Origin of the sequence: Burkholderia ubonensis subsp. mesacidophila (genome assembly GCF_002097715.1) — a bacterium.
GTDB classification, from domain to species: Bacteria; Pseudomonadota; Gammaproteobacteria; order Burkholderiales; family Burkholderiaceae; genus Burkholderia; species Burkholderia mesacidophila.
In genome coordinates this window covers 86222-108148 of record NZ_CP020740.1, presented here as the reverse complement: position 1 = coordinate 108148, position 21927 = coordinate 86222, and the positions used below count along the sequence as shown (strand labels likewise).

15 protein-coding genes are annotated in these 21927 nt (G+C 61.5%); 9 read left to right on the top strand and 6 right to left on the bottom strand.

The annotated features are described in order from the left end of the window. Positions 1–73: 73 nt before the first annotated feature. The 5 genes from B7P44_RS35530 to B7P44_RS35510 all read right to left on the bottom strand — a co-directional run bounded on the left by B7P44_RS35530 (position 74) and on the right by B7P44_RS35510 (position 5944). Positions 74–658, bottom strand: a complete 585-nt coding sequence (locus B7P44_RS35530) for a DUF1003 domain-containing protein (RefSeq protein WP_017335015.1) — start codon at positions 656–658, stop codon at positions 74–76. Positions 659–700: 42 nt separating this feature from the next. After that, complete coding sequence (locus B7P44_RS37025; RefSeq protein WP_157721152.1) at positions 701–997, bottom strand: hypothetical protein; 297 nt, start codon at positions 995–997, stop codon at positions 701–703. Positions 998–1228: 231 nt separating this feature from the next. Beyond that, the gene (gene tnpC, locus B7P44_RS35525) at positions 1229–1594 is read right to left on the bottom strand and encodes a Tn3 family transposase post-transcriptional regulator TnpC (RefSeq protein ID WP_017335016.1); all 366 of its coding nucleotides are present in this window, start codon (positions 1592–1594) and stop codon (positions 1229–1231) included. Further along, on the bottom strand, positions 1591–4587 hold the full coding sequence (locus tag B7P44_RS35520) for a Tn3 family transposase (protein WP_084910922.1): 2997 nt from the start codon (positions 4585–4587) through the stop codon (positions 1591–1593). Before B7P44_RS35520 ends, tnpC begins: the two co-directional genes overlap by 4 nt. Positions 4588–5146: 559 nt before the next feature. Continuing rightward, the gene (locus B7P44_RS35510) at positions 5147–5944 is read right to left on the bottom strand and encodes a hypothetical protein (RefSeq protein ID WP_096645221.1); all 798 of its coding nucleotides are present in this window, start codon (positions 5942–5944) and stop codon (positions 5147–5149) included. Positions 5945–6500: 556 nt separating this feature from the next. Here B7P44_RS35510 and B7P44_RS35505 point away from each other — a divergent pair. The 4 genes from B7P44_RS35505 to B7P44_RS35485 all read left to right on the top strand — a co-directional run bounded on the left by B7P44_RS35505 (position 6501) and on the right by B7P44_RS35485 (position 13936). Beyond that, complete coding sequence (locus tag B7P44_RS35505) at positions 6501–8636, top strand: site-specific integrase (RefSeq protein WP_084910916.1); 2136 nt, start codon at positions 6501–6503, stop codon at positions 8634–8636. Between the two features lie 543 nt (positions 8637–9179). Then, positions 9180–10823, top strand: coding sequence for a site-specific integrase (locus tag B7P44_RS35495; RefSeq protein ID WP_133118015.1), 1644 nt, complete (start codon positions 9180–9182; stop codon positions 10821–10823). Between the two features lie 1350 nt (positions 10824–12173). Then, on the top strand, positions 12174–12863 hold the full coding sequence (gene parA / locus B7P44_RS35490) for a ParA family partition ATPase (RefSeq protein WP_084910913.1): 690 nt from the start codon (positions 12174–12176) through the stop codon (positions 12861–12863). Next, positions 12860–13936, top strand: a complete 1077-nt coding sequence (locus B7P44_RS35485; protein WP_084910911.1) for a ParB/RepB/Spo0J family partition protein — start codon at positions 12860–12862, stop codon at positions 13934–13936. Before parA ends, B7P44_RS35485 begins: the two co-directional genes overlap by 4 nt. 128 nt (positions 13937–14064) lie before the next feature. Here B7P44_RS35485 and B7P44_RS35480 read toward each other — a convergent pair whose 3' ends face one another. Continuing rightward, on the bottom strand, positions 14065–14916 hold the full coding sequence (locus B7P44_RS35480) for a replication initiation protein (protein ID WP_084910908.1): 852 nt from the start codon (positions 14914–14916) through the stop codon (positions 14065–14067). Between the two features lie 2021 nt (positions 14917–16937). Between B7P44_RS35480 and B7P44_RS35470 the strand changes: the two genes are divergently transcribed. The 5 genes from B7P44_RS35470 to B7P44_RS35450 are packed head-to-tail and all read left to right on the top strand — an operon-like array spanning position 16938 to position 21894. After that, entirely contained in the window at positions 16938–17654 is a 717-nt protein-coding gene (locus tag B7P44_RS35470) for a VirB8 family type IV secretion system protein (RefSeq protein WP_084910904.1), read from the top strand. After that, on the top strand, positions 17651–18526 hold the full coding sequence (locus tag B7P44_RS35465) for a TrbG/VirB9 family P-type conjugative transfer protein (RefSeq protein ID WP_084910902.1): 876 nt from the start codon (positions 17651–17653) through the stop codon (positions 18524–18526). Before B7P44_RS35470 ends, B7P44_RS35465 begins: the two co-directional genes overlap by 4 nt. 7 nt (positions 18527–18533) lie before the next feature. Continuing rightward, positions 18534–19808: a TraB/TrbI/VirB10 family type IV secretion system protein gene (locus tag B7P44_RS35460; RefSeq protein WP_084910900.1), complete on the top strand. Its 1275-nt coding sequence runs from the start codon at positions 18534–18536 to the stop codon at positions 19806–19808. Further along, positions 19805–20611, top strand: a complete 807-nt coding sequence (locus tag B7P44_RS35455; RefSeq protein ID WP_084910899.1) for a transglycosylase SLT domain-containing protein — start codon at positions 19805–19807, stop codon at positions 20609–20611. Before B7P44_RS35460 ends, B7P44_RS35455 begins: the two co-directional genes overlap by 4 nt. Next, positions 20608–21894, top strand: a complete 1287-nt coding sequence (locus B7P44_RS35450) for a TrbG/VirB9 family P-type conjugative transfer protein (protein ID WP_084910897.1) — start codon at positions 20608–20610, stop codon at positions 21892–21894. Before B7P44_RS35455 ends, B7P44_RS35450 begins: the two co-directional genes overlap by 4 nt. Positions 21895–21927: the final 33 nt, after the last annotated feature.

Genomic DNA, 21927 nt, shown 5'->3' with positions numbered 1-21927 from the left:
GATGTACAGCGATTCCGGAAAGCGGACCCCGCCGGGCCGAACCCACAGACCGTCGCGGTTCGGTCATATCGTTTTACGCAGCGGGCGACCCCGACACTTTGTCGCTCGACGTCCTGCTGGACACGAGCAGGTTCTTCAGCGCTTCCATCTGCTCCTTCTGGATGTTCAGCAATTCGGTCCATTGCTTGTCACGCAGGATATCCACCTTTTCATGCAGCAACATAATCTCGAGTTCGGCCTTCAGATTGATTTCGTAGTCGTGCTCGGCGGACATCCGGTCCTTATACGACTGCCGGTTCTGCGCCATCAGGATGATGGGCGCTTGGATGGCCGCAAGCATCGAGAGAAACAGGTTGAGCAGAATGTAGGGGTATGGATCAAAAGTCTCGCTGTACTTGGCTAGAATCACCGAATTCAAGCCAACCCAGACAATCATGATCACGATAAAACACGTGATGAATATCCACGATCCGCCGAAGGCCGCCACGGCATCGGCTGCGCGCTGGCCTCGCGTCATCGAGGCATCCAGTTCTTTCGCCGCATCTCTTGCTACGTGTCTGCGCTCCGCGACCAGTCGCGCAACATTCTTGGCGCGCTCGTCCAACGTTTCATAGGGTACGCCGAGAAATTTCTCGGCAAGCTCGGCGGGGTTTTGCATTTTGCACTCGCGGTAGTCGTGTCTGTCGAAGAAAATCCTCTGCTACGGCCAGATCGCTGAAAACGCTTCGCGACAGCGAGGTGAAATCAGCGAACACTGCTTGGACGCTCGCGCTTTTTGGAGAGCATCGATACCATCGGAGTAGTGTGATGGCAAAAGGTCAGTTGCGCAGCAATCGCGAAGCAAAGAAACTGAAGCAGCCGAAAAAGCCGCCGTCAGTTTGGTCGCCGTCCAGATCCGTCCCACCCAGCGTGCGGTCGAATTGTGCGGAAGCGCAAAAAAAGCGCTGACGATGAACTCGTCCAGGCAACTCGTCGGCGTCGCATCGATGCCGGACAATATTGTCTCAAGACCATCCGGTCACGGCTTCGACGATCCTTCCTTGCCACAACGCGGGTGTCGCTCTTCATGCGCATCGCGTCGGAGGCGAAGGGCCGCTATCTGAGAGGAGCCGGCGTTTGAGTACCCGTCTAAGCGCGCGGGCGAGCGGCTGGAGATGGGCCGTCTGCAGTCGCATAACACCGGCCGGGACTGGCTACCCCATGGTCTCGATCAGTGGGCGGGCGCCGTTCAACCCTCGCCAAAACCGTCGTCCGGATGTAGCGTTTCGAGAGGCTCGAGGATCGCTCTCACCTGGGTGAGTTCCATGACAAATTGGTCAATCAGATCGAGCGCGTCCAGCACCCGCTCGGGCAAGGGGCCTTCGCGTCGCGACGGCACTGATAGTGCTCCATTCAGCACCGAATGCGCCATGCTGTGGATCTCCAGGAGATCGTCGCGTAGCCCCTCGGGATCATGAAGTTGAACGCGAATGCGATCGACGATATCGACGGCGGCCAGCAGGCGCGTTGTGTCGTAACTCGATTCGAGCCGCTCGAGTGCGGCGGTGTCGACATCGCCGAAACAGGTCGTAGTGGTGGCTGGGCGTGCAGTCATGAACGGGATGCGTAGGTGCGGGCAGCCAGACCAAACAGCGGGTCCCTGATCCAGGCTTCCGGCCGGCGATCGAGATGCAGTTTGTAGTGGCCGAAGCGGCGGATGTTGTGGGTCGGATAGGGGCTCAGAAACTCGATGTCTTCGGCGCGCACTTTCTCGCCGTTTGCCACCATCTCGCGAAGCGCCTGCATCATGTCCACCGTGTTCTGCAAGATCACGGCCGATGCGACCAGGTCGTTGTAGCGTAGGCGCTTTTGCTGCTCCTCGGGCTCGTTCTCGGCGATCACGTCCCCGCCGAACGACAGCCACTTCGAGAAGCCATTGTACGACTCGATCTTGTTCGTGTTCGCGGTGACCTCCTGCCGCAATTCGAGGCTGCCGATCCACTCGAGCAGGAACACGGTGCGAACGACGTTGCCGAGCTCGCGGGCGGCCAGGTACAGGCGATTCTTGCGGCTTTCGGAACCCAGCCGGCGCAGCAGCAGCGGTGACGAAATCGTGCCTGCCTGAATCGACAGCGCGACCTGCATCAGCTCCTGCCAGTGCTGCTCGATCAGCGTCCAGTCGATGGTCGCCGTGAACAGCTTGTCGATGTGCTTGTATTTGGTCTTGCCGTCCGGCCGGTACAGCACGAGATCTTTCCAGTTGCGAATCCGCGGCATCAGGTTGATGCCAAGCAGGTACGTGAACGCGAACACGGCGGCCGACTGGCCCTGCGTGTCCGCATGGACGGTGTCCGCCTTGACTGACAGGCCCGTTTTCAGCAGGCCCTCGATCACATAGATCGCTTCCCAGACGCCCGGCGGAATGAAGTGCTGGAATACCGCGATGTAATTGTCGGCAACGTGCCGGTACGCGACCGCGCCCATTTTCCGGTAGCGGAAGTGATAGCCGGCGAGCAGGTTGTTGTCGTAGAAGTCGTACTGCGTGCCGTCGGCCGCGACCGTCTTGCCATCGCCCCAGTGTTTTGGCAGGTCCAGCCGCAGGTACAGTTCGATCAGCTCGCGTTGTGCGGTTTCAAGCCTGTCCAGGCTCATATGCCGACGGTTGACGAACGACAGCATGTGCGCGGTGACATCGGAATCAAGATGGCGAGCCGCCTGGGTCGGGCCGAGATTGCAGCCCATCGCGAAAATCGTGAGCAGGTAGCGCTCGGCGGCCTTGCGAATCTGCGGATCGCTCCCGGACAACGGCCCGAAGTGCCGCGTAAAATGAGCCCAGTGCTCGATGTTCGCGAGGATGTCCAGCATATTCCGCGTTGGCAGGCGGGCGTTCAGCCGCTCCTGCAAGGCGATTGCGCTCGCGGGGATCTCTTTGGCGACAGTCTTGCGCAGGATCGGCTCGCCATGACGGTCGATCACGACGTGCTCGCGCTTGCGCGGCAATTCAGCGTCAAGCTTGTGGGAAGCGTCCGTGAGCCATTGACGCAGGTGGCGCACGAAGTCACTGCTGGTCGTGGGCATGCCGAGCTTGTCGCAGTAGTCCGGCAACTGCTGCTCGCAATGCCGCCACGGCAACAGGTGATCGCGATAGTCCGCGTACGCGTCGGAGCCCGACACGCATAGATCACCGACCCGTAGTTCCTCGGCCATGTACGAGAACACACAAAGCTCGAGATACCGGCGATTGGTCGGAGACCCCTCGCCGTGCGAGCGCCGCACGAGCCTGCGCCACCGCGGCGCGGCAAAGCTCATGTCGACATCCGCATCGATCCACTCCCGATGCAACGATTCGTTCTCCAGCACCACATCAAGTGCATTGAGCAGCGAGCGAACCGGGCTGGTCGAATCCCATTCGAGCGTACGGACGACACGCATCATGACCGAGCGGTGCGCCTTGAAGTGCTTCCAGAGCAGCGGCAGATAGTTGCGGCCGCTGAAGGCGCGGATCGCCGCACAGCTCTCGCGCAACGGCTCGAGATCGCCTTTCGGTGCAAGCAGCTTCCTGACCGCTCGGGCGATGGCCGTCTCGTCGGATTCATCGGCGAGAATGTCGGCCACGCCGTCCAGCAAGCCGACGAGATCCTCGACCTGATCACGCTGTTTTCGCTGAATGGCGTCCAGTTCGTCGCTCGCGCGCTTGTGGATGGCGCCCATGCGCCGTACGAACATGTCGGCGAGATCGTCGCGGGCGCGCACGCGCATGCGGTTGAGCAGCGCAACGATCAACGTATAGCGCTTCTCGGGCAGAGAGTCGTTCCTGAGCGCCGACGCGTCAAGCGCCATCGCCTGATTGGCGAGCGAGCGCAGCTTTGATGCTGGAATCCCGGCGATGGCCAGTGAGAAATCGCCGAGCTCGTCGAGCCAGGCGACCTGGTTGATCAGCAGGTCCAGATGCTGGCGCGATGGGCGTTTCGCATGACGCTTGATCCGGTTGTAGGCAGTTTGCCGGCTCGACAGATCACGCGCGAGCAACCGGTCGAGCGCGCGTTTCTGTTCATCGGTCAGGCGTCGCGTGACGCGTTTGAAGAGTCTCGACTGCGCCCGGGCATGGATCTGCTCGGTGAGCCGATCGAGCGTCGAGAACGCCGGCAGTTCGATATCGCGCGCGATCAGCTCGTCGATCGTCGCGTTGATGATGTCGACCGGCTGGTCCATTGTCAGCGACGCCGTGTGCGCTGCCCGAGTCGCAATCGCGTTCGCGTCCGTGCCGTAATACGGCTTCACGTCCAGGTAGGCGCGAACAGCCGCGTAATGCCGGAACAGCGTTGGGGAGGTCTCTGTGTCGTAGACGAATTGTACGGTGTCGCCGATATCCGCGGCTGCCCGAATGTGCTCGACGACGGTGGCCGGAATGGTGTCGACCGGCGGGAAATAGTGTAGTTGCTGAAAAACCTTCAACAGCGCCAGCAGGCCCAGTCGAGGTCGCTCGCCGCGTGTCGACCGGCGCGCCCATTCGAGCTCGTCGGGCAGTGGGGTGTAGCAGGCTTGTAATTCCCGGGGCGACAGAACCTCGGGAAAGCGCGGGTACGCCGTGCGTTCGAGGGTAGCCATTGCGGATCGTCCGGATCGCAGAGGGCCGCTCAGATTAGCGCAAGAAAAATCCGGCGTTACTGCGTCACGTCGTAATAACCGGGGCCGCTTTCATAACTACAAGGCTTATGATAGGAATTCGCGCTTACCTTGTTCATGCCCCATCAACGTGCGTTGATGAAGCACCGCGACCCGCCGCTCGCGAACGAGACACTGGTCCTCCCACGTACGTAAAACGATCACATGATCCCGTTGCGCGCCCCACGACCACCGGGCGTTGTGCAAGCGCATGCCGATGTTCTCAAAAAATCGACTGATCGAAATGTCGTCTGGCATCGTCTTCCCCGAAATTGATTCACCGCTCGCCCATTGCCGCGTCGGTCCTGGGCGTCGTATGTTCTCTCGCGATCGTCGGCAAATGAAACCGAGACCCGAAGCGCTAGGCCTCGTTGATTGATCGCCTGGTGGAGACTCGGTTCCGGCCACATGATTCTCACACGCCATCGCGCGACCAACATGGGCTGATCTCCCTCGACACCTCCGCCCGGATGCTCCGACATTTCAATCAAGGCCACTCCGCTCATTTGGTACCAGCTGACGACTTGGTGCCCACCTCCGACGATCCTCGCCAATACACCTGCTCGGGCTGCACCGTGTCAAAGCGGATCACCTGATCAAGCGGAACAACCTGCGTACGGTGCTGCAGCGGATCGTACAAGGCGCATCGTTTGTCGGTACATGTCGCGATGAAGCCATCGTAATTCTCGCGCCCGCCGGCGATCGCCCGTTCAACATGCACCGGCCGGTAGCTCGACGAGCCGAAGATCGACGATGCGCAGCTATCGATCGTTCGCATCTCGTGTCGCGCATCATTGATGCCTCGTCTTTCAGCTTCATACTGTATCCATTGGAAGCCCAACAACACGACACCCACCAATATCACGGCTGCGGCCACGCCCACGCAGCCCCAGATCACAAACGGGATTGTTCGTGGCTCGCCGGCTGGCGCGCGTGAAGGTGCCCGCGGTCCCCGTCGGGCGAGAAGCCACTCCTTGACCACCCACACGAGCATGAACCACATCGCAATCGCAACGGTTGGGAGCAGGACGCTGCTATAGAAACCCTGCACCCCGACCACCATGCCCCAATACGCGAGCGCGCCTCGATCCCATGGCAACAACTCAGCATCCACCCCGTAGGTGATCAGGTAAGCGTCCCGAAATGCCCGCCCCTGGCTATACAGCAGCGCACTGATGATGGTCAGCCACAGTGCCGCACTCAGGGCAAGATTGACCGCTGCGACGATATGCGCGGGTAATGCGGTCGATGCCGCGCGACCGGCGCGGGCGCGCCGAGCAAAGGAAGATGACGGACGCACGGTTCCCCTTGATGAGCAAAACCACGGTGAATAACAGACCGGCGCTCGGACTTGGGGTCGAAGCGCACGCTCTAATTCTCACCGATTCGTCACCAATGTGTGAGCGAGCTCGCCGGCGTCGCCGGCGCAAGACTCGGATAGTCAAGCCAGCCGTTCTGATATCCGGATGACTGGTTCTGACATGCTGCAGGAGGCCCCCTGTCGCGCAGTCAGCCTGACGGCGCGCGGGACAGCCACGGGCAGTGCGGCCCGCCAAGGGCACCGATTGGACAGCCTCAGCCCGCACGCAGCAGCGCTGCAGGGGTGATCCGTGGGTTCCTGAAAAGTGTCCCGAAATGAAGGGGAACATAGCCCTTACTATGTTACCCTTCATTTTATTGGCCAAATCGCCCTGTTTCTAAGCGCATCTTCACCGCCTCCTTATTCAGCAAGGCCTGGCGGCCGGTCGCCGGCGATCGGGCCGGCACGACCGCTGCCCCCGCGCCTCGGCGACCACCTCGATCGACGCGCGGCACTGTATCGAACAACACGGTTTCCGTAGCCCCTGAAAACACCCATGCCGATCACCGACGACCCTGACGTGCTCGATGTCGAGTTTCGCGAGCTGCCGGCCGCGCCACGCCGTGCGACCGCGCCGGCGACCCAGCGCAAGGCGCGCACGCGCCAGGCTCGGCGCGAGGCGGCCGCGCAGCGCCGGATCGGCCTGCAGCACCTCGCGTTCTTCCGCGGCTATCTGGAAGGACTGGATCTCGCCGAGCTGGCCGACCAGTATCTCGAGTTCGGTCGTGACGCCCGCAAGGCTGCCGCCACACGCAGCTGGCTCGTAACCTCGTTCGTCGCCGCGGCGCGCAAACGCCAGGACTTCGCGACCGCGCGCCTCCTCGCGATCCGGCCGGCCGTGCTCGCCGCGACGCCCGCGGTCGACGTCTCGGCGCACGCCACGCCGTCGCTGGAGGACTTTGCCGCCGAGCTCGATCCGGACGGCTTCTATACCGAGAAGGAGTTGCTCGATTTGTTCGCCGCCCGGCATGCCGGCGCGGACGCCGACGCGGGCGCGACCCTGCGCCGGCAGCAGCGCAACGCCCGCCTGCGCGCCCGGCAGATGACGGCGCTCGAGGCGCTCGCGCGCCTGGTGGTCGAGGATCCGCGCCCCGAGCACCACGTGCTCGGCTGGTTCGACACCGCCGTCGCGCTGCGGCTGTCCGACGTCGGCCTTACGACGATCGGCAAGTTGGTCGAGACGATCAATGCGGTCGGCTACCGCTGGTACCGACGCGTGCCGCGTCTCGGCGAGATCGGCGCCCGCCGCATCACCGCGTGGCTGGCGCACTACGGGGACGTCGCGGGCCTGCAGCTGGCCGCCGGCGTGCAAACCCACCCGTCCGATTGCACGCTGCCGGTGCCGCGGCTCGCCGCGGCCGGCCCGGTCACCGCGATCGTGCCGCTCGAGCGCTTCTTGCTGCCGCCCGAGCTGGATGGCTCACACGGGGCGCACCGCAATCTGGTCAAGAACAACAGCCGCGCCCACAACGATCGCGAGGCGATCGATTTCTGGCTCGCCGACTACGAGAACCCGCATACGCGGCAGCGCTACCGCACCGAAGCCGAGCGACTGCTGCTGTGGGCGATCTTCGTGAAGCGCAAGGCGCTGTCGAGCCTCGATACCGACGACGCACGCGGCTATATCAACGGCTTCCTGGTCAATCCGCAACCGGCCGCCCAATGGGTGATGGAAGGCACCGCGCCGCGCGATGCCCTGGAATGGCGTCCGTTCCGCGGCCCGCTGTCGGTCAAGAGCCGTCAGGACGCGCTGTCCGCGCTGAAGAAGTTCTTCGCTGAGCTGGTCGACGCGCAGTACCTGGATCACAGCGCGTTCGCGAAGGTTCGTGTGTTCACCGGGTCGACGCATGACGCCGCCGGCAACGAGCGGCGCGTGGCCGCGAAGTCGCGTCTGCAGATCGAGCGCGGCTTGACGTCCGATGCCTGGCGCTTCGCGATGCGCGTGCTCGACGCGATGCCGGACACGGCCGCCGCGACACGCATGCGTTTCGTGCTGGGCTTTGCATACAGCACCGGCCTGCGCCGCGCCGAGCTGTGCGAGGCCTTCACGGACGACGTGCAGGAGCGCTACGCTGGCCCCGAGCTGGGGACGATCCGATTGCTGCGTGTGGTCGGCAAGCGCGCGAAGGAACGCTTCGTGCCGCTGGTGCCGGCGGTGCTGGACTTGATGGGCGACTATCTGGAATCGCGAGGCCTGCCGCGCGATCCCCTCGCCTGCCCGGCCGCGACCCCGCTGATCCCGGCGCTGCTGTCGAATGCCGAGATCGGCCAGATCCGGCGCGCGGCGAAGGCGAGCAAGACCGATCCGGCGCCCGAGCTCGCGAGCCGCATGCGGCAAGCCGGGCCGATCCATCCGGTGCAGCTCTACAAGGCGATCAAGCAGTTTTTCGCGACCGCGACCGCCGCGGCGCTGCGCGAGGACTCGCCCCATGCGCGCGCCTTCAGCGCAGCCAGTCCGCACTGGTTGCGACACACATTCGTGTCGCATGCACTCGCCAATGGCATGAGCCTCGAGAGCGCGCGAAATTTTGCGGGTCACGACTCCCTCGATACCACGTCGATCTACGCGACTGCCGAACTCGGTCGTCAGTACCGGGAAGCGGAGTCGTTCCTGCGACGCGCCGGCGCCTGAGATCAATGGAGAATCGCGCGACGCCGCTGACTACCCGACGGCGCCCCCCCTGCCCGACAAGCAGTGCAGCCGTGCTGGAGGCGACTTTAGCGGAAAAACTGGAGTCATTTCACCGGCGGAGGCGCCGCCGTAACTTTCGCGCGATCGAGGGAAGTTCAGTATATAAGGTTTCCTCGTCACCCCGGTCCGCCGGGGGCTCGCCGAGTGGTATCGGCGTCGCAAGAATCCCGCGGACGACGAGGAATTCGGTCTGCGCTGGCTGACCGTCCCCCCTTTCCTCGCCATCGCGCTGGCCGACGACGGCTGGCTGCGCGAGCAGCTCGACCGACCACGCTACACCGACCAACCTGCTTTCTGAGGATCCGCCGTGTTCAATCGGCCGCAGACCGTCGCGCACCAACGCACCTAGACTCGCAACGATTTCACCGCGCTGCGGGCCTATGTCCAGCACGTCGCGGCGGCGACCATCGGCCGCCTGTATCTGGGCGAGGACGAGAACGGTGACCCGCTTTCGGCCGCGGTCGAGCGACGCATGCGCGCGATTTGGTCGCGCTCGCGCTCGAGCATGGCTCGCCCGTGTTGGCCGAGCACCTGAAGGCCTCCGCGAAGAAGCACGGCAGCGTCAAGCTCGCTGCCGTCTCCCTGAAGATGGTTGAGCAGGCGGCGCAGCTCGCCGTCGCGCAGCCGGAAGCCGCTCACGCGGTCGGGATGTGGTTCCGGCCGCTGGTCGCCGTCCGTCTGAAGTCGCGGCACATCGCGACGCTCGCGGAACTCGTGGCGTTCTGCAACGCGCGCGGCGGCACCTGGTGGCGAGCCGTGCCGCGCATCGGCGCCGGCCGGGCGCGCAACATCGTCGCGTGGCTGCGTCGCCACGAAGCGACGATCGGCTTGCGGGTCGAGGACGACGTCGACGCTCGTGACCCGCTCGCAGCGCCGGACAGCCAGATCGTCGAGGTCGGCGGGCGAGCCAGCGTGCTCGCGCCGCTCGAACGGATGGCCGTTGCGCATCCCTTGTCCGGCAGTACCGGCGAGAACCGGGCTGCCCTCTTCCCCTATATTCAGGCACCGAACGATTTGGCAGCGGTGCGCGGCTACCTGTACCAGTACCGCGACCAGCCGAAGACCTTGCGCGCGTACACCAAGGAACTCGAACGCTTCCTGCTCTGGGCCGTCACGATCCGGCGCAAGCCGCTCAGTTCGTTGCTCGTCGACGACTGCGAGGCATACAAGGATTTTCTAAAGGCTCCGACGCCGGGATTCGTCGGCCCGCGCGCGCCTCGCGGCTCCCATCGCTGGCGGCCGTTCGCCGATGGCCAGCTCGGAGGTTCTTCGCAGCGCTATGCCGTACGCACGCTGCGTGCGGCGTTCGCCTGGCTCGTTGAAGTGCGCTATCTCGCGGGCAACCCGTGGACCGCCGTGAACGATCCGCCCGTCGTGGTACGCGAGCGCAAGCTGAAGGTCGAGCGTGCCCTGCCGGCTACGCTCTGGGAGCAGATCCGCGCCCATGCAACGCGGCAGGCCGGAGCACTCGGGGATACCTCGGCCAAGCGCCCGACTCCGCCGCAATGGCGCGTCGCGCTCGCCCTGATGCTGTTGATGGGGGATTCGGGTTTGCGGCGCGAAGAAGTCGTCGGGGCGCAGCGCGGCGCGCTATGTCCGTCGCCGCACGCCCAGCCCGATCAACCAGTGTGGCAGCTGACCCTGGTCGGAAAGCGCAACAAGGAGCGGACAGTCCCCGTCAGCCCGGACGCGATCGATGCGCTGCGCGCGCACTCGCTTGATCGGGGCGAAAATTTCGACGCTGCCACAAGCGGGCCACTTGTCTCACCTATGCGGATTCCGCGGACCAAGTTCGCGCAGCTGAAGCACGGCACGCCCGAGCGCCAGCCCTATTCCCCAAATGGACTCAAAGACCTGATCGAGTGGGTTAGAAAAAAACTGATTGCCGAACTGGACAACATCGACGAACCGACCCGCTACGCACTGGCCAGTCTGTCGCCGCACGACTTTCGCCATACCTTCGGCACCCAAGCAGTGGCGAATGACGTTCCGCTCGATGTGGTGCAGAAGGTGCTTGGCCACGCGTCCTTGCAAACGACATCGATCTACGTGCAGGCCGAACAGCAGCGCGTCATCGCGGAGGTGTCTCGTTACTTCGGACGGGGTCAGCCGGAGTCTAACGAGTAGTGTCGCTCGCGGACTTTCTCGGCCTGATATGCCTGCATCGCGCCCCCTCCCCGACGGCCGTCATTTAGGTATGTCCCAGATTTGGTCCGACTTTGGCGAAGCGGAACCACCAAGTCCTAGATTATCTTGGACATTTTCTTTCATTGATAAGCAATCTCCCAGATTTACTCGGAGTTTGAAGCCTCTAGTCTCGCGACACTTTCAGGCGCTCCAGACCAAGTCAGTATATAAGGTACGCCAGAATGATCGAGGTCCCACCGACTCTGCGTCACTCCGGGTGGAAGTTCTGCCTTTCCACGTGGCCGTATCCCTTATGACTTCGTGTGACCTTGTATGTACTCTGGCGTTGATACGTATCAACGCCAGAGTACATACGGAGTCCGCCACGGAGATTCCGCGCTAGTCCCCTGACGCAACGAACCGCGCGACAGGAAACCAACGTTCTGACGGTCGCAGCCCAAGACAAAGCCGCCGTTGATACGTATCAACGACCAGGCCGTATCACCCACGCTCGATGTATTGCGCCGGGGTCGCACACGGCTTCCATTCTGATGTCTTTGCGCGAAGCCGCGTGACCCAGGGAGCCGCGCGACCGGATGTCGACTTCTCTCGCCGCCGTACGGAGATGCAAAGTGGCCGTTGATACGTATCAACGGCCCGGCCCGGTCACTCATACTCTGTTTGGTTCAATCCAGAATTCGTGAATCAGTCCACCAACGAATATTTGATGGTCATGGGGGTGTTGATACGTATCAACACCCCCATGACCATCAAGTGCCATTTCAATCGCTCCTCATAGCGATAGCGCGGTACTTCGTCGTCTTCGCCGATTCAAATTCGACCGGATGACATTCACGTTATCCGCACCTGCGATCCGATCACTGATCCCACTGTTGATACGTATCAACACCGCGCGCCATTCCATTGGGACATCACCTGTCATCCTCCGTGTGCTGCGTTGATTCGTATCAACAGACCGACGACACAATATCCCGTGTCAATGTCCTAACGGCAGTGATGTCGTTGCACCTCAAGTCGAGAGTTGGCTCTTCGCCTCTGGGACGGCGAGGGACCGTTGATACGTATCAACAGGTCGGTTATTCAATGTCATGCGTCCGCGTCTGCGCGACAGGTACCGCCGTTACACCTCAAGCCGAAAGTTGGACCTTTGCCTCCGAGCCAGCGGGCGACTCGTTGGTACGTATCAACGAGTCAGGGTACGGGATCGAGGGCAGGGTATGGGTCCGCAACGATCAGTTCGGTGATACGAATAATTGCCGTTCTACAACAAAATGCTTGAGTTTTTGTATTTTCAAATTATGATTGGGTGGATTCTTGAGGACCCGATCAATGACAGCAAAAATCTTTGCGATAGCGAATCAGAAGGGCGGTGTGGGCAAGTCCACGATCAGCGTCAACGTAGCAAGCGACATTGCCGAGCGCGGATACCGCGTCCTTGGGATCGATGCGGACCCCCAGAACACTCTCTTGCAATGGAGTGCTGCCGCAGGTGAGGGCGAAGAAGGACTTTCGTTTCCGGTCGCAAACCTCGCCGCGTCAGGAAAAATGATCCACCGCGAGGTGAAAAAATACATCAACGACTACGATTTCATCGTGATCGACTGCCCGCCATCCGTTGAGGATCCGCGACCAGCTGTCGTCCTGATGATCGCAGACTTGGTGGTGATGCCAACGTCCTCGTCGCCGACGGACTTTTGGTCCAGCCGCGGCTTCATTCAGTTAATCGAGCAAGCCCGCGTAACCAACGATGAGCTGAAAGCCGTTTGGCTGCTCAACAAAGCAAAGCCCAAGCGCCTGCTCACACGTGCGCTTGGCAAGGCCATCGCTGACACGGGGATTCCGGTGCTGAAAACTAGCCTCAGCGATCGAGAATCCTTCAAGCAAGCGGCAGCATACGGGGTAGCGGTATCAGCCCTCTCGGACAAGGGGGCTCGCGCAGCCCGCGACGAGATCAAAGCCATCACCGATGAGATTCTCGAGTTCCTGGACATCGAGCAAGTTAAGGAGGGAGCAGTATGAAGGGGCGACGAAGTCTTGATGCCGGCTTTACGGTCGCGGTACCGGCGAAGCACACCGCTATTGATCGGTTTGCCGCCGTCGATGCGATCGTAGGGGACGGTCAGAGGCAAGCGCCACACCCCGAACTTAGAGTCGTCCCGGCAACTACCGCTGATGCTAGTGGCATCACGGGTTCCGATGCCTATCGCGAATGGTGTGTTGCGAACCACTATACGCCCGGAACACCGATCGACCTGCCCCTGGCGTCGGTGAAGGCAAGCCCCTTCAATCCGCGCCACTTCTATCGCGCACAATCGATCACAACGCTGGCCCTGAACATCGCAACACAAGGGCAGCAGCACGCAGTACACGTTACTCCGGACTACGTAAAGGGTGAGGGATACTTCATCGTCGACGGCGGCCGACGGACCCGGGCACTTCGTGAATCGAAAGAGAGCAGCGTGAAGGCTATCGTAGTCGACGTGCCTCAGGGCATCGAGAGCTACAAGCTTGGCTACGACCTCAACACGCAGCATGAGACTCAAACAGTGTTCGACGATGCAGTCGTATGGAAGCGATTGCTGAACGAAGGTCATTTCGCTAGCCAGACGGCACTCAGCGAGCAACTTGGCGTCGACAAATCGTCGGTAACTGCAACGCTTTCGGTCGCGGAGCTCCCCGACGCGCTGATTGAGGAGATGCTCGAACAGCCGAAGACATTCGGCATGAACATGGCCTACGCGATTGTTAAGTACTACCGCGCGACGGGTGAAAAGGAAGCGACCCAGTTGATCCGGAAGATCGTCGACGAAGGGCTCAGCGTCCGGAAAGTTAACGATCTAGTCAAGCGAGCATCTGACGCAAACTTGGCGACCGCACCCAACCGCCAACGATACTCCGAACGCGTAGACATCAACATGCACGGCAACGTGAAGGTCGGGGACCTTCGTCTGTACGGTGACGACAAGCTACGTCTCGAACTTCAGGGATTACCGCGCGAAGTCCGTGACCGCATCCAACGCAACATCGTTGCGCTGCTCGCTGAAGAAATGAAGGATTCCGATTCTCTTGATCTCGGAAACCGACAAGACTGACGGCCGATGGGCAGGATTGACCTGCCCACCTATCACAACACGAAGACTGCATCCTTCGTCGCGCCGATCGCGACGAGGCGCGCGCCCCAACTGAATTGCCGGCCTCGCAGTGGGCCTCCGCGGTCCGACTACGCGACTTCAGCTACCTCGCCCAGATCCAACCGGCTTTGAGGGTTCTGGTCAAACTTGAAGTCCAATGAGTTCACGGCTCGCCCGAGCTTCACTGGAGTCCATGTGATTACCAGGTCCGCCTTGGCGTTCAGCTCGTTCACCGCCGTTTCGATCACGCGACGTTTGATGTCTGCGAAGCGATACGTTTCCGGGATCTCGAGAACAGTTCGGAAGTCCGCCAAGGTAATGAGCAACCGGCCGCGATCGCGCTCGCGCATCAAGAGTTCAAGTAACCGCCATGAGTAAAGCGACTGGAGGCCACGCGCAAACTCGAGCTGGTAGGACACGAACCTACGTTGAAGCATGAATATGTGCGGCGTTAGGTCCGGTGAGAACGAGATTTCTGCCCAACCCTCACCTTCGTGATAGACGGCCTTCCACACCCAATTCAAAATCACCTTGCGAGGGCCGTCCATGTAAGTCAGAGTCCGCTTTTGCAGGCTCGCGCACCCTTCCTTCAGCCCTTCGTAAGCGGCTGTCGCTTGCTTCTCACCAGATCGGGGCGCAAGGGCCGCAAGCGCGGCAAACTCGTCCGCTCGAACTCGAACACTGACGTAGCCGTTACCTCGACCATGTAGGTATGGAGACTTCTTGCTATCGATGCACCTCAATGCGGCCATCATCACGCGCTTTTCATTGAGGGTGAGCCCTTGCTGTGCATTGACGAGCGCTCGACTCATCGCCACAGTTCCCTTTACCCGGCCGTCAGTATCAAGCGCCGGCTCATCCGACGGCTCGATTCGAAGTGCTTCGATCTCGACGATCTCGACCTGCGCTTCTTTGCTCGCTTGCTTCGCCTTCTTTTTCACAAAGGTGACCTTCCGGGTGGGATGTCACAATTATAAGGTGACACGGGATAGGCGCAAGTCACCCTTGTGGATAACGGTCGGAAAAAGTCATGTCCAGCCCGGGTCGTGTCCACTCTGGGTCGGATTGAGTCACTCCGGGGTCGGATCAAGTCACAGTTAAAAGACTGTGACTTGCCGCAAACCCATGTCTAGCAAGGCATTCCGAGGATCGGTCCGCCGTTTACAAAGGTGTTTACAAACGGTTCTACTATCTGTCTTACAAAGGACCATCTAAGAAATGTCGTCCTGAAACAACAAAACCCAACCCTAGCACGTGCTCCGCACTGGTTCTCCCCGTTAAAAGGTGACATTTCCCGACCCGATCAACCAGTTTCAGTCGACCGAAAGCTCGACTAACCCGAAAGCTCACCTGAAAAGTGACACTTTCCGACCCGGTGCCGGCAAAGAGGCTGAATACGTCCTAGCTTCAAGCCTTTGGTAGCCACGCGGGGGCGTGATTGCGCCTAGCGGGTCGGAAAAAGTCACCTTTCGCCCAGCGCGCACCCACGGGTCGGAAAAAGTCACTTCTCAACAGACCCGTTTCCGGGTCGGGAAATGTCACCGTTCTGGAGTTACGCTCGTGCACACGGTGGTGTGTCGCGTTGCTGCGGTGTCATACCCAGATTCAAATGTCGTAGCGCCAGGTCGAAATATGTCACCTTTGCGGGTAGTCCCGCAGGTCGGAATAGGTCACCATTCGGCCGTTACTGTGGGTCGGATTGCGTCACTTTTCCCTTGATCCGGTAGGTCGGAACAAGTCACCTTTCTGGTGTTTGAGTCGTGGGTCGGAATCTGTCACTGTTCTGCGTCCCTCAGTAGGTCGGAATTCGTCACCTTTGGGGCGTACGGGCAGGTCGGAATTTGTCATAGTTTCGCGCCGTGCTCCGGTCGGAAAATGTCACCGACCCGGTGACTCACAGCTGACGGGTCGGTTTCTGTCACCTCTTGGCCGAACGCTCCGGCACGGGTTGCCTTCTTTGGGACCGCCGCCCTATCCGACGCGCTTAGCTGCAGCGGCTAAGCAAGGACGGCAGGAGTGCGTTGACTAGGTCTTCCAATACAGAAAGGTGAGGGAGCACGCGTTGAATATGCGGGGAGTCGATTCGGATGTGTCGACCGCTTGCTCCTGGAGATAACCTCAGTGCGAGTCCGTCCTCAGCTCGAAAAACGCCTGAACACAATATCGATCTCACGTTCCCCGGAGCGGTTCCGGCCGGTACCGTCAATGCCCTGCGGGCTACAACCTCGCTGCCAAGCTCCCGGACCAATCTCGTAACGATTTCCGCTGCACGAAATGAGACACGATCCGGGCCGCCAAACGCCGCTATCACTTCGGACGGAAGCTGAGATGCTTGGATCGATCGTGTGACGATGGCCCTCGACACGCCGAGGTCTGCGGCCAGTTGTGCTTGGCTGGGCCAAAGCCTGCGATCTAGCTGCTCACGATAAAAGCGACCCAACACCACCGGAGGGGTATCGACCCGGCGGAGATCGTCATGTTGCGCAATTGCGGTCAAGCGGTCTTGAGGGGCGTCGTCATTCTCAACGGATGGATTTTTGCGCGAACTGGAACGGGTCATAGAGGCGGACTGTCGTTTGCCACAGATTGTTGCGGTTTCTGAAAAATGCCGCGCAACCGGTTGTGGCGGTACACCGGTATGTCTCGAACGACGATCGATCGCAAGTCATTGTTTTTTAAAAAACTTGCAGTGATCGTCCTTACGTGACGGTCATCGTTCTGCGTGCAACGCGTGCAACGATCGGCGTCCCGATTTTATCGTTGTAGACGCAAAAGCAAGACCGGAAAGCTCGCCTATTTTTGGTGGCTTTCTCCTTCATCCCATGCAACCGGTTGGGTGCTCGCGGTCGTCGCGCTTGCTCATGTACCGGTCGCGAAAAGGTCTCTGAAATCACCGCTCTTTTCCCAAGTGCCGCGGTCGCCCCCGCTGTTCCAATTGATCCGTACCAATTGGAACTCCGCGATGCGATTCCCCAGACTCTTTCCCCGTAGCAAGAAGCAGGTCGCGCTGTCGCCGGCGCCCGGCCACTACTCGAACGAAGATCCCGAAAAGATCATCTTCGATCAGGGGACGCGTCTGCGCGTCGAAGCCAATCACTGGAAGACCTTCTGCTTCATCCTCGCGATCATCGCCGGCGGCGCCGTCTACACCCGGCAGCCGCCGCCGTCCGTTGTGAAGTCGTATGGCGTTTCGTCGGACGCCGGCGGTAATCCGATGGTCAAGCAGCTGGCCGCTTACAACCCCGACGACCAAGCGAAGCGGACGGCGATCAGACAGGACGTCGAGCACTGGTTCACGATCGAGCCGGTCCTCACCGACGATATCCGGACCTCCCGCCTCGCCAAAAACATCAACGCGGTCAAGGCCAAGATGATCGGCAACGCGAAGAATCAGTTCGCAACGTGGATCAGCGAGGACAAGCCGTTCGACCAGATCACGACGAATCCGAAGTTGGTGCGAGAGACGAAGGTCACGAACGTATCCCTGCTCGAGGATTCGACGGTTGTCGTCGAGCTCACGACATCGACGCGGCAATCGCCGACCGACAAGCCTGTCGAGATCCGCTTCGCGTTGACGATGCGCTACCAGATCATTCCCCCGACCGCCGAAGACGTGCTTGGCACGAATCCGTACGGCCTCTACTACCCGTTCTTCACCCTGCAGAAAACCGGCGCATGAAACGACCACGTTCCCTCCCGACCTGGGGCGCGCTCGCGTTGATCGCCGCGTCGGTCAATGCGTTCGCCGCGAAGACGGCCGCCAGTCCGATTGCACCGATCCCGAACTTCGACGTCGGCAGCATCATCGGTGACGCGATGAGCCCAGTGAACCCTTACAACTCGGGCGCCGACCCGATCACGATGCCGGGCGACGCGCGCATGGCCGTGTTTCCGTACAGCCGCGACCAGATCTTCCGCGTGATGACGGCGCCGCTGAAGCTCACGACGATCGAGTTGGAGCGAGGGGAGAGCCTGATCAGCGAGCCGGCGATGGGCGACTCGGTGCAGTGGGCCATCGATACCGATGGCGCAAACCACGTGTACGTGAAGCCTATCAAGCCAGGCCTCGTCAACACGCTGCATCTGAGCACGAATAAGCGCGAATACGAGCTGACGCTTGTCTCGTCGCCCGTGGGCGGCCTGTTCTATCAGAGTGTGCGCTTCAACTACCCGAATTCATTGATGTCGAAGGTGCGTGCGCGCGAAATCGTGGCGGGCGAGGATCGCGATTCTGACCATGCTGGCCCCTCGGATTCCGGCCCCATCGGCGTGTCACCCGACAAGCTGAACTTCGAGTACACCGTGTCCGGCACAAACTCGCTCAAACCTGAGACGGTCTTCGACGACGGCACGTTCATCTGGATTCGGATGCCTCCGCGTACGCCATTCGCTGTGCCAACCATCAAAGACGGCGGCGACGTCGTCAGCCCGAACTTTATCCGCCGCGGCCCGTACCTCGTCATCCAGCGACTGGCTGACGAGGTGACGCTCACGCGACCGGGCGAGGAAGTGACGATCACCCGCGGCCGTCGCGGTCTGTTTGGCTTCTGAGGACGGTATGGCAACGCAGACCGATCCGACCAGCCCGCAAGAAAAGACCTTGCTCAAGGGCAAGGTGCCTCGCAACGTCATGATTGCCATTGGCGCGATCGCTGCCATCGCGATCGGCACGCTGGGCTTCTACACGCAGACCCTCGAAGCCAACAAAGCAGAGGCGGAGGCGCTGAAGGCGAAACGCGAACGCGCGGCCGAAGCGGTTGACAAAAGCAATGCCGACAAGGCGGACGTCGACAAGATCATCGACCAACAAGAGTCCGAGGCACATCGGCGCGCAGCTGAAGCCGCTGCGGCCGCCAGCGCCGCGGCCGCAGCGAATACGAAGAAGCCGACGCTGTCGGCCGACGCCGTTTTGCCGAGCGCGGGCACGGCGGAACTCAAAGCGGCGAACGACGAAGACAGCATCTACGCCTCGCCGATCTTCCGTCCGGGTGTGAAGGTCAAGGACGCCCAGCCGCAGCAACCGCAGTTGCCGAACGGCGTCATCTCGCCGCAGCAGATGCTGCTCCAGCAGGCGGCAGCTCAAGACGCCGCGATGAAAGACGCGACGGCGCAGGCGGCATTGGCTTCGAGGGGAAGCCAAGTCGCTGGCCCGGCGACGACTCAACAGCGCGACAACGCCTTCATGCGCGACGTAGCGCAACTGAGCGAAGGCGACAAGGATTTCGCGCGGACAGGCTTTGTTGGTCAATCGCAAGGCTGCACGCTGTCGCCGCCTGCAAAGATTCCCGTTCTTTCGAGCGAGTTGCTCAACTCGGATCGCCCCGGCACGGCGTCGCTGACCGTCGAGAGCGATGTGTACGCGAACAACGGTGACGGTCGCTGTCTGGTAATTCCGTGGGGAACCACGATTGTCGCGCCGTATAGCTCGGACATTCAACCTGGGCAGGAGTCGATTCTCGTGGCCGGTGCAGAAATGCGTCTGCCGAACGGCAAGCACGTGCCGTTGTATGGCGCACAAGGAACGGACGGTGATGGCGCGGCCGGCTTCAGTGGTCACGTGAACAACCATTTCTGGAAGATCTACTCGACCTCATTCCTGACGGCCATTCTGGTTAGAGCGTTCAGCAAAGGCGACCAGTCCACGACGACGGGCCCGCTTGGCGTCACCCAAGTAGGAAGCACGGCGGGTCAGATCGCGGCGCAAACCGCGCAGTCGGTACTCGACCGTTACAAGAACATCCCGCCGACCATCAAGTCGGCGCCGGGTGAACGCCACTTCATGCTCAAGATCAATCGTGACATGGTGCTCGAGCCGTACAGGGGGCCGCGATGATCATCCGTATGGCATTCGTCGCCGCGATGGCGTTGGCGAGCGCATACGCCCAGTCGGCCGTGATTGCCCGGGTGATCAGTCCGGTGAGCGTCGTCATTCAAGACGGACCGAGGCGCCAGGTTGCGATGCTCCCCGGGAAGCCGGTCTATTACTGCGGCCTCGATGCCTTTGTCGAATGGGCGTCCCCGCTGATCGGACAGACAGTGCGCAGTTCGCGCAACGCGGGCATCACCGTATCGATCGATGGGCGCGATGTCGCGCTGGATGATCTGTTCATCGAACGTGGCTGGCTGCGGCCGCTCGTGCTGGATGACGGCGCGCAGGCGGCGCTCGCCGAGCGGCGGGGTGGATGGGCGTGCTCCCGTGCGGTTGTCCCGTTCGAGCTGCTGCACACCAACGTCGATCCGAAGATCCTCGCCGGCATCGCGCTGAACGAATCGAACTACCGGGGACGCGCGTGGCCTTGGACGCTGAATATCGCGGGCCAGGGCTACTTCTTCAAGTCGCGCGAGGAAGCCTACAAGGCAATCGAGGCGCTGCTCGCGCGTGAGCGCTGCAATTTCGACGTCGGCCTCATGCAGGTGAACTGGTGCTACCACGGTAAGCGCTTTGCGTCGGCGTGGGACGCGCTCGCGCCCGCAACGAACGTCGCGGTCGCCGAGGCGATCCTTACCGAGAACTTCGCTCGGACTGACTCGGTCGCGAAGGCAATTGCCTATTACCACAGCGCGAATCCCAATCCCGGTCGCTCGTACCTTGCACGGTTCGTCCGACATCTATCCCTGATCGAGGCAGGTCTGTGAAGCACACGACTAAGTTACTCGCGTGCGCCGCGTCGGTGATCGTATGCGCATCCGCCTCGGCGGCGAACACGGATCCGTTCGACTTCGACTACGACATCCTGGGCGGCATCTCCGAAAGGCCGGCGCTCATCTTCAACGACGGAGCGAAGACCTATATCCAGCCGCGCGCGGGCCAGGTCATCGTCGCCGAAGGTGGCCATACCGAAGGCCCGTATGTGGTCGTCGAAGGCACGCCGGCGTCGATCACCTACAAGGTCGGTACCCATTCGGCCACGGCCCGCTGGAAGAAAGCGAACACGTTCATCGGTGGTACCGGCGCGCTACCAGCAATGAAAGACGATCAGCCGGCCGGATTCGACGGTTTCACGAACCGGCTGGTGCTGATCGGCACGCGGACCGCGCTCGCACCAGTCCGCGCGCTTCACGCGTCGATGCCGGTCGGCAACGTCGTCAAGTCGCTTGTCCCGCAGGGCTGGACCGGGTCGGCGCAGAAGGACGTGGACCTGACGACGTCAGAGCTGTTCGGCACGCGTGATGGCGAGAACTGGATGCAGGCGCTCGATCGCCTGATGACGCAAACCGGGCTGTACGCCGACGTCGATTTCGGTTCGCGGCACATACGCTTGCATCGCGATCCGCCGAAGTCCGCGGCCTTGAACTACGCGTCGTCGAACCGCGATGCCGACGAAGCAGGGTTGAACAGTATCGTCGCGCGTGTCTCGGCCGAACCGGCCCCGGCTTCGCGCCTCGCAGAACGCTTTGGTGCGCAGGCGATCCGGGACGGCGACGACACGCATATGCAGATCCGCTTCACGTCGAAGCCGGCCAAAGCCGTAACGTTCAAGACGCCGGACGGAAAAATATTGCGCACCAGTTGGGATGACGCCACTGGCGTCATGACGATCGATCGGGCGGAGCGCTTCGTGGTGGCCGACGCGACCAACCGCGTCGAGGTCACGCGCGATGCGAAGACCGTCTACGACTTCGACCAGGCGAGCCGTGTGCGTCTCGAAGGTGTGTTCGATCGCGAAGGGCGCACGTTCTTCAAGTTCGCCGAATCCGTGGTGAAGGTCAGCGTGACCGACCCGCGTCACCTGGGCACGGGCGAGCAGAAGGGCCGCTACTACATGTTCGAAGGCACGGGCGATGAGTTCATCGTGACGGCCGACGGCAATACGATCAACGTCAAGCGCCGCCATGAGGTGACGTATCGGGAAGTGCCGCCCGCGAGTCCGGCAGGGTCTTCCGCGGTGGCGCAATCGAAAGGAGAGTCTGCGCCGTGACCGTCCGTCATTTGATTCTCACGTGCACCCTGT

Excerpts from the sequence above, each read along its gene's own strand:
- B7P44_RS35530 (WP_017335015.1), bottom strand. The coding sequence starts at position 658 with ATGCAAAACCCCGCCGAGCTTGCCGAGAAATTTCTCGGCGTACCCTAT.
- tnpC (WP_017335016.1), bottom strand. The coding sequence starts at position 1,594 with ATGACTGCACGCCCAGCCACCACTACGACCTGTTTCGGCGATGTCGAC.
- B7P44_RS35520 (WP_084910922.1), bottom strand. The coding sequence starts at position 4,587 with ATGGCTACCCTCGAACGCACGGCGTACCCGCGCTTTCCCGAGGTTCTG.
- B7P44_RS35505 (WP_084910916.1), top strand. The coding sequence starts at position 6,501 with ATGCCGATCACCGACGACCCTGACGTGCTCGATGTCGAGTTTCGCGAG.
- parA (WP_084910913.1), top strand. The coding sequence starts at position 12,174 with ATGACAGCAAAAATCTTTGCGATAGCGAATCAGAAGGGCGGTGTGGGC.
- B7P44_RS35485 (WP_084910911.1), top strand. The coding sequence starts at position 12,860 with ATGAAGGGGCGACGAAGTCTTGATGCCGGCTTTACGGTCGCGGTACCG.
- B7P44_RS35470 (WP_084910904.1), top strand. The coding sequence starts at position 16,938 with ATGCGATTCCCCAGACTCTTTCCCCGTAGCAAGAAGCAGGTCGCGCTG.
- B7P44_RS35465 (WP_084910902.1), top strand. The coding sequence starts at position 17,651 with ATGAAACGACCACGTTCCCTCCCGACCTGGGGCGCGCTCGCGTTGATC.
- B7P44_RS35460 (WP_084910900.1), top strand. The coding sequence starts at position 18,534 with ATGGCAACGCAGACCGATCCGACCAGCCCGCAAGAAAAGACCTTGCTC.
- B7P44_RS35455 (WP_084910899.1), top strand. The coding sequence starts at position 19,805 with ATGATCATCCGTATGGCATTCGTCGCCGCGATGGCGTTGGCGAGCGCA.